We start from the raw sequence: 10,248 nt of genomic DNA on the forward strand, positions 1-10,248 counted from the left end.
TGGGCTAAAGGATATGACACAGGCTTTCCGCAAGGCTCCTGGCTACGCGGCACGCCGGTCGTGGCCGGGATCAATCAGGGCGAGCGGACGGTGCTCGAGTATTTGCTGTCGCCTGTGCAGAGACGGTGCAGGAGTCGGGGAGGGAGCGACGAGTGATTTAGTGCGTGGGCCGTACAGTCATCAACGTGAAAGAGGAATTTATGATTAAAGCTAACAAAAGGTCTGCCGCGAGCTGGTATTTGCGTTGTACTGTGGCTACTTAGGAACTGAAGGCCTGCTATGACTGGATTGTTAGGCCTTGCTTTTTTTATCTGCTGGTTTCTTGCCGCGTATTGGTTGGTTAGGAATTTGACCAGAAAAATGGGAGCTGGAATTCTGCGCAATAGCTTGGTGTGGTTGATGACTCTCTCATTGATTGTTCTACCTTTGGTCGACGAAATCATCGGAGGGTTTCAGTTCAGGGCACTTTGCAGGAGAAACGCAGTACTAAAAATTGACGCGGAGAAGATCAAAGGGAAGACGGTTCGTATGGTGAACGATCCGGCAAACCGAGATACTGATGAAACGGTGATAAGGATTTACTACACCAAGGTCAGTTATCGCGATGTTGTGACACAAGAAGAATTGGGGAGTAATGGCTATCTTGTTGCAATGGGTGGTAAGTTGATGAGCGCGCTTTCTGGAGGGCAGGAGACGACACCGATGACAATTTTCCCATCTACCTGTTCTGGGCCGGGCAATCTGCCTGTGTCAGAAAAGTATGAATTCAAGATCGACACAAAAGCGGGGAAATGAAGCAATGACGACCATCAATAACACCTACATCAATGCACTTCTGGCAGATGCCACCTATGTCCACAACATTGATCCATTGAAAATTGTTGGCGACCTTCAAACAAACCTTTCGCCTCGAATGACCCCAACGCTGGCTGACTATATTGCCAGCAATTTCAGCGTAGTCGCTCAAATTCAAAGCGGGGATATCGTGGGGTCCGGGTTCGATGCGACGGTTTGGCGGCAGACTGATGGCAAGCTTTTTGTCTCCATGCGAGGAACCGAGCCAGGTCAGGATTTGTTCGTCACAGATGCCGACTTGGCAATCACTGGTAACGCTCGTCTGCAACTTATGGATATGGTCAATTGGTGGTTTCGTGAAACGGGAGTGGCGGGCGAGCCTGTCCGCCAAATCACGTTGGCCCTTCCAGTGCCCGGCGGTCCTACCTTCATTGAAGCTGACCCAGACGTTGGGACTGGTCGCATTACTGCCGCTCACCTCGTCAGTGGCATCGAGGTCAATGGTCACAGTCTGGGCGGCTATCTGGCCTCTGCGTTCACGCGGCTGTTCGGTAGTCAAGCACATGTGCAGCACACAAGCACTTTCAATAGCGCTGGCTTTGCACCTGGTAGCGAGGCTGTCTTCACGGAACTGCAAAACCTCATTGGAGTGAGTTATGGCATAGGGCGCTTTCCCAATGAAACCGAACAGACCAATTATTTTGCAAAAAATGGCCTGAATCTCACTACGAACAATTCATGGTTCACTCAAGCTGGTAACCGCGTCGAGCTTTTTAATGAAATGGATGCGACGCAGGTTGGCAATCACTTCATGTTCAAGATGACGGATGCGTTGGCCTTGGGTAACGTGCTATCAAAGCTAGACACAACCTTCACTACGGGAACACTCAACCTACTGCTTGAGGCGGGAAGTAACAAGACCGCTGCTTCGATTGAAGGTGTACTTAACGCAATGCGTCGTATGCTGATTGCGCCGAGTCTAGGTGGCATTCCTGTGGGCGACGTAAGCGCCAGTGCTCCTAGTCGTGTTACCTACTATCAAGTTTTAAAACAGCTAGCCGATAGCCCTATTTTTACTGAGTTGGCAGGAAAGTTAAAGATCAGTCTTCCCGGTAGCAGTCTAGCCACTCAGGCCAAAACAGACTTCAGTGCCTTGCTTAGCCTGAAGGTCTTGAGTCCTGCAGTTATAGGCACCAACGACTCTACGGCTCTTGCAGCTCTCAAGCAAGTCAACGCCATGCTAGCGCAACAGTGGGAAGCTGACCAATTGCTAACTCAACAGCAAAAGGATGCAGGCCAACAAAACTTTACTGATGTCTACCTGCTTGACCGTCAAGCCATGTTGTTGGGTCTTGTCGAGCAGAGTTCAGCTGATAAGAGCTACGACATCCCAATTCGCGGAAAGAATAACGCTAACTACACCTATGCCGACTTTTTCAGTGGTCAAAGCATTAAGTTCAGCGGGGTCGGTAACCCAAATGGCCAAGAAGCGCAGCAAGTCATGTTTGGCGATGCGCAAGACAACGGCTTGGTCGGGTCGGATGCGACAGCGTTTGGTCTGGGTGATCGTCTGTACGGAGGCGCAGGCAACGATTACATCAATGCTAAAGCAGGTGACGATTACATCGAAGGCAATGAAGGCAATGACAATTTGAGCGGAGGCGATGGTGTCGACACCTTGCTTGGCGGTAGTGGCGACGACATCTTGGACGGAGGTGAAGGTACTGACAAACTGAAAGGCGGGACAGGCACTGACACTTACCTATTTACCGGTGCCTTCGGTAAAGACACCGTCTTGGATGCAGATGGTTTGGGTATTGTCAAGATAGACGACTCAACCATCGGCGATGCTAAAGCCAACGGCCAACGCAACATTTGGGCTGCCGATCTGGCCTCCGACAGTAAAGTCGAACTGACGATTTACGACGATGCTCATTCTTCTACCGGAAAGAAACTCGTCATCACTCGCCTCGGCAATGTTGTCGACACCATCACCATTAGCAACTTTGATCTTGCCAAGGCACAGGCTGAAGGCTATCTCGGCATCAAGCTTGAAAGTGCGCTCAAACTCATCATCAAGGAAGGCGGCGGCACCAACCCTTTCCAGGATTCCAGCTTCAACCCCGCCGCCGTGACGGGCACGACGGATATCCCAGAAGGCACGGCTACTTCCTATAGCGTCTTTTTGAACAAGGCTGCCAAGGCCGGTGATACCGTCACGCTTCACTTCTCCGCGCTGGCGGACAAGTTCAAGATCAAGCAGGGTGACAACGTGATCGATGCCGATGGGGCAGTCATCACGTTGACCGAGGGCCAAACAGAGCTCAAGATTTCATTGCTGCAACAAGGTGATGTGACGGCCGACGGCGCTGCGGTGCTGAGTGTTGACTATCTGGCTACAACGTCAGGGAGCCAAACGGCGACCTCCAATAACTGGAACATCAACCTTAAAGATACCGGCGAGTTTGCTCACGTCTACAAAGGGGACCAGCATGGCCAAGTTGCAACCACTCCCACCGGGGAGGAATATTACGACTGGGCCGCTACAAGCTGGGCGCCAGACGGTACGCTGACCGGCGGTGTGGTTGACGCTGACTTCAACGATGTGATTCTGGCTGGGGCCGGGAACGACAAGATCACTGGCCTGGGGGGGAACGACGCACTTTCCGGAGGAGCGGGTAATGACCAGATCGACGGTGGCGACGGAGATGATTTGATCGGCGGCGGAGCTGGCTCGGACACTATTAAAGGTGGTGCTGGCAACGACTACATCTTCAGTGGACAAAACGTATCCGTACCCCACCGGACAACTCCAACGGATCATTGGAACCCACCTGCGGGGCGCACGATTGTGACGCAGAGCAGTACCTGGGGAAGCTACCTTACGGCAACCGGCAGTACTTTCGTTACTGGCGTAGTCAACATCCAGACTTTGGACGGCGACGACATTGATGCCGGCGCAGGCGAAGACCTGGTGGTTGCGAGCTGGGGAAACGATTTCATCGACGGAGGGGAAGGCAAAGATTATCTCTATGGCCTGCAAGGCGCTGATGTTCTGGATGGCGGCGAGGGCGATGACGAAATGCATGGCGATGGGCTTACCGTCAACAACAGTTTTTTATATGCTGACGCGTCACAGCATGGCTCCGACTATCTGGACGGTGGTGCGGGAAATGACCTTATGTACGGGAACGGCAGTGATGATGCGGTCTTTGGCGGGCTGGGTAACGATTGGCTATGGGGCGATGACACGGACGATGTCGTGCTACTTGGTCAATACCATGGCAACGACTACCTTGATGGCGGAGAAGGTAACGACCAGCTGGTAGGTGGTGGCAAAGACGATAAGCTGTATGGCGGAACCGGTGATGACCTCATGCTGGGTGACGACCTTGAGAGCAGTCTGGCTGGCACGTTCCATGGCAGTGATTACCTTGATGGTGGCGAAGGCAAGGATCACTTGGTAGGCGGGGGCAAAGACGATGTGCTGTACGGCGGGGCCGGCGCAGATGTGATGTCGGGCGACGGCATCAAGACCGACTTGGTCGGTGAGTTTCACGGCAATGATTACCTTGACGGCGAAGACGGTGACGACATGCTGTTTGGGAATGGCAAGGACGACATTCTTTATGGCGGCGCTGGCAACGACCTGCTGGTTGGTGATGACGCGCAAAGCGACCTCGCGGGCGAGTTCCACGGCAATGACGAGCTTGATGGTGAGGAGGGCAACGATCAGCTGGTGGGTGGTGGGAAGGACGACATCCTGTATGGCGGCACCGGCGACGACATACTGCGCGGAGACGACGAGGCCTCGTTACTGTACGGTGAGTTCCATGGCAAGGACTACCTGGATGGCGGCGAGGGCGATGACCAGTTGGTCGGTGGCGGGCAGGATGACATCCTGTACGGCGGTGCCGGCAAAGACTTGCTGCTGGGTGATGACGATATCTCCGCGTTGTACGGCCAGTTTCACGGCAACGACTACCTCGATGGCGAGGAGGGCGATGACACCCTTTACGGCGGCGGTGGGCACGATACCCTGTATGGCGGTGCCGGCGATGACGTCTTGTACGGTGACGCACGCGAGCCGATGGACAACGATGACGGCAATGACACTTTGGACGGTGGTGAAGGCAACGACACCTTGCGCGGTGGCGGCGGCAATGATGTGCTGACAGGGGGCGCAGGAAATGACTACCTTGAGGGCGGCAAAGGAAACGACTTGCTGCTGGGCGGCGCAGGTAACGACGTCTACGCATTTGGCAGGGGCGCTTCGGCTGATGCGGCCGTCAGCACGGCGGGCCAACAGGACAGGATCGAAGATGCTGAAGGCCAGGACGTCATTGTGCTGGGCACAGGCGTCAACCTGAGCGCGGTAGTGGCCCTGCAGGACAGCGCCGGGGAAATCTCGCTGTACTTCAATGGCCAGCGTTTGAGCATTGCCGGCGGCAGCGATGCAGCTACCCGCATCACGGTTGACGTCAATGACCAGCAGCGGTCGCTGGGCAGCTTTCTGCAAGAGGCTCCGCCGATGGCCAATGACCCCTCGAATACCCAAGCAGATAGCCAGCAGGCCGCGGCTGCCCAGCAGCTGGCCTGGCAGGGCATCACGGCTGCGGCGGGCCTGGGTGCATTTAAGCCCGCCCGCTACGATTACAGCGATTCGAATACGGCCCTGTGGCAAACCGTGACGTCTGACGAAGCCGAGCTGGAAGTGCCGGGCGTGGTGTCCATTGCTTTTGAGGTGCCTGACTACGGGGTAATTGGCTACAAGTATGTGGATGCACGCGGTGGTGAATACGCTACCGCGACAGTCACGGGATTTTTGTCAGTTGCTGCCTTGGGTGGCGTCACGGGCTCGATTTTCAGTGAGGCGGTGTATAGGTACGTCCACGCAGTTCTTTCTGCACAAGCGAGCGCCCAGCATCATCTGCCGGTTGGCGTGAATTCCTGGAGCCCTGTTTACGCCGATGAGCCAGATAGCCACGTGATAACGGGATACAACTATGTGGGGACCCGGACAGACCTGTACGAAACGCCGATATGGCAACTGACGGGCTATCACACCGAATATAAAGACTGGATGCCTGCGTATGCCGCTGACGTGTCATCAGGCGACAGCGACAACACCATCACCATCAATGCCGGCATCGTGCATGCCGGAGGGGGAAACGACGTTGTCAATGTCGAAAATCATTCTCTCCTTGGCGGCTTTGGAGGCCCCGTCGTTGTGGACCATGCCACCGTGGCATTTCTTGACGGGGGTGATGGAAACGACGCTTTGTACGGCAGCGACCGTGACGATGTACTCCTGGGCGGGCGAGGCCTCGATGTGCTGGAGGGAAGCACCGGCCGAGATCAATACCTGGTGTTCGACTATGGGCAAAGCTCAGCCGATGCGGACGTCGTTTCCGATATCGATGTGACCAGCTGGAGCAGATCATTTGATCACTATGAAGACTTCTCCTATGTGGATCCCGGCATGGATGCCGATGTGGATACGGTGCAATTCGGTTCAGGCGTCACTCTGGCCGGTCTGCAGTTTGCATTCGGTCATGCGAGTTATGGACTGCGGAGCCTTGTGGGCAATGGCCAGGCGCAATGGGTTCCATCCGAGGATGGCTTCGGGTATGTTCCTAACCCCGACTACAGGGAAGGAATCGCCTCAGGTTCCTTGATCATCCTGCGCGACGGGCGCAAGCTGGCCGCTATTGACCTGGGGGCGGCGGAGGTGGCCGGTTCGGGCATCGAGTTCCTCAAGTTCCAGGACGGCCAGGTTATCTCAATGGCCGACGCATTGGCCATTGCCCGGCAACAGGGCTTGACCCCCGTGGCTTCGGCGCTGCAAGCTGCGCAGACGGACCAGAACGCATCGTTCAGCTACGACGTTGCTGCCGAGACTTTTTCGGGCGGCACGGGCGGGCCTTTGACACTTTCCGCCACCTTGGCTGACGGGTCGCCGCTGCCGGAGTGGTTGACATTTGATCCGGCTACCCGGACTTTCTCAGGCATTCCTTCACAAGAGGCCATCGGCGAACTGCAGCTCATCGTGACCGCGATGGATGCCAATGGCGCGTGTGTGGATGCGCCATTAGTCGTCAGCATCGCAGACGTCAACGACGCCCCGGTGGCGCACGAATTGACGGACCAGCAGATCGAACTGGGCCAAGCATGGAGTTTCTCGGTAGATGGCACCTTCTACGATGTGGACCCATCAGACCTCCTGACCTACAGCGCCAGCCTGGCCAACGGCGATGCCCTGCCTGAGTGGTTGACCTTCGATGCCATGACACAGACCTTCAGCGGAACACCCGGTTCAGCCGATCAGGGTTCGCTGTCGTTGAAGGTAACCGCCACTGACAGCGCTGGTGCCAGCACTTCCGCTGAGTTTGATGTAGCCATCGACGCCGAGGAACTAGCAGTTACCGTGCCTGGAACATCTGGCGATGATTTGCTGGTGGGCACAACCTCATCGGACGTGTTCGACGGACAAGGTGGAAACGACACGCTGTTGGGTGATACCGGCAACGACGTATACCTCTTCAAGCGGGGTGATGGCCAGGACACCATCAACGAATACGACGACACGGCCGGCAATATAGACACCGTGCGCTTCGATGCCGGCGTGCTGGCCAGCGACGTCACGGTGACCCGCCAAGGATACGATATTTATCTCACCATCAATGGCACCACGGACCGAGTCACGTTGGCCAACTGGTTTCAGGGCGATACCTTCAAAGTCGAGCAGGTCGAGTTTTCCGACGGAACCGTCTGGAGCGCGGAAGATCTGGCCGGCCTCGCCGTTCTGCACCCCACGGAAGGAGATGACTATCTGCTGGGCTTCGAGAACGACGATGTCATTGAAGGCTTGGGCGGTAATGACGTCCTTGAAGGACAGGCCGGCAACGACAGCCTGGACGGCGGCAGCGGCGACGACTACCTGAGCGGCGGGGCGGGCGAAGACATTCTGACCGGCGGAACTGGCGACGACATTCTCGATGGCGCCGCTGGCAACGATGTATACCTGTATAGCCGGGGCGACGGCACGGACTACATCAATGACTACGATGAAGCGGTTGGCAACATCGATACCCTGCGGTTTGACGGAACGGTCACAGCCGCGGACGTCAAGGTCTCTCGAGGCGCCTACGACTTGTACCTGCGTGTCGACGGCACGAGTGACGTTGTAACCCTCACCGACTGGTTCGGTGCTGTGGAGAGCCGGCTTGAGCGGGTTGAGTTCGCCGATGGCACGGTGTGGGATGAAGCCATGCTGGAAAGCCTGATTACCCTGGCGCCGGCTACCGAAGGCAACGATGTCCTGTACGGCACGGAGGCTTCCGAGGTGTTCCATGCGCTGGCCGGCGACGACGAGCTGTATGGCAATGGCGGCAACGATACCCTCGACGGTGGTGCGGGGGATGACTACCTCGAAGGCGGGACGGGTAACGACGTGTACCTCTTCGGTCGCGGCAGCGGCAATGACGAGATCTCCGATTACGACGAAACAGCCGGCAACATCGACACGCTCCGGTTTGACGCAACGGTTGCGCCCGGCGACATCAGGCTCACGCGCGACAGTTCCAGCCTCTTTTTGACGATTGAGGGAACCAGCGACAGGATAGCCCTTGACGGCTGGTTTCTGGACGAAGCCCATCAGGTCGAGATCATTGAATTCGCCGACGGAACGGTCTGGCACAGGGCCGACGTGGATGCGCTTCCCATCGTATTTGCGGGCACCGACGGGGATGACATGCTGGCGGGTACCGATGGCGACGACGTGATCGACGGTGGGGCTGGCAACGACACCCTCAATGGCGGTGCCGGCAACGACGTCTACCTGTACAAGCGCGGAGACGGTTCGGACACCATCAACGAATACGACCCCCTGGCCGGCAATGTCGATACGCTCCGTTTCGACAGCACGGTGGCCGTGTCTGACGTCCAGGTGACGCGTAGCGGCAATAACTTGTATCTCGGCATCAACGGTACGGCAGACAGGATCACGCTGACCGAGTGGTTCGGCAACGGCGACAGGAGGATAGAGCAGGTTGAATTTGCCGATGGCACTGTATGGGGCACCTCGGCCCTGTCGGCGATGGCGCTGTTTATGGGCACGGCGGGTGATGATGTCATCATGGGATCCATGCTGGGCGACGTGTTCGATGGCGGCACCGGCAACGATACGCTGTACGGCAACGCAGGCAACGACGTTTACCTCTACAAGCGAGGAGACGGCTCGGACACCATCGCTGAGTCCGACGATACCGTGGGAAATGTCGACACCATTCGCTTTGGCGATGCGGTGCTGGCAAGTGATGTCAAGATCACCCGTGATGCCTGGCACCTCTATCTGCACATAGAGGGCACGGCCGATGTGATCACGGTGAAGAACTGGTTCTTCCACGACAGGTACCGGATTGAGCAAATCGAGTTTGCCGACGGCACGGTGTGGGACAAGGCCCAGGTGACGGCCTTGGTGGCTGCCGCGGTGATTACTGGCACCAGTGGTGATGATTATCTGTGGGGGACCGGGGACGCAGATACGATGGAGGGCGGCGCCGGCAATGACACGCTTCGAGGCGATAACGGCAACGACGTGTACCTGTACAAACGCGGCGACGGCACGGACACCATCACGGACCACGATGCGACAGCCGGCAATATCGACACGGTCCGCTTCGACGGGTCCGTGGCGGTGACGGACATCAATGTAACTCGGGACCAGGCCAATCTGTACCTGAACATAACGGGCACGACGGACCGGATCATCCTGAACAACTGGTTTGACGGGGATGCCGACAAGGTCGAGCGCGTCGAGTTCGCCGACGGTACGGTATGGAATCAAAGCGACTTGCTGGACCTGAGCATTGTTCGTGGGACCGCGGGAGATGACTCTCTCTCGGGCACCGGAGGCGACGACATACTGCAAGGGCAAGGCGGTAACGACCTGTTGGACGGGGGCATCGGCAACGACGTCTACCTCTACAAGCGTGGGGACGGCTCGGACACCATCAGCGATTACGACTCCCTGACCGGCAACGTTGACACCTTGCGCTTCGACAGCTCGTTGGCTGCTGCAGACATCAGGGTAACCCGCGATAACAACCATCTGTACCTGAACATCAACGGTACCTCGGACCGGATCACGCTGCGATACTGGTTTGACGGCAACAACAACAACGCCTTCAAAATCGAGCAGGTCCAGTTTGCCGACGGCACGGTGTGGGATATCCCGGCCCTGACCGCGATGGCGGTGTTTGGCGGGACGGCGGGTGATGATCTCGTGATGGGGTCAATCCTCGGCGACGTGATCGATGGCGGCGCCGGCAACGACACGCTCAACGGCAATATCGGCAATGACGTGTACCTGTACAAGCGCGGGGATGGCTCGGACTTCATTACCGAATACGACACCACGGTTGGCAACATCGATACCCTCCGCTTCGACAG

Annotated in this window: 2 protein-coding genes; both read left to right on the forward strand. The window is 56.9% G+C overall.

Annotated features, from left to right (window positions below):
* Positions 1–279 precede the first annotated feature (279 nt).
* Positions 280–795, forward strand: coding sequence for a hypothetical protein (locus AC1D1F_RS24500; RefSeq protein WP_477697586.1), 516 nt, complete (start codon positions 280–282; stop codon positions 793–795).
* Positions 761–10,248, forward strand: a 9,488-nt coding sequence (locus AC1D1F_RS24505) for a calcium-binding protein (RefSeq protein WP_477700873.1), incomplete at its 3' end; no start/stop codon positions are given. The genes AC1D1F_RS24500 and AC1D1F_RS24505, both read left to right, overlap by 35 nt.

Source organism: Polaromonas sp. P1_H6, from assembly GCF_056405195.1.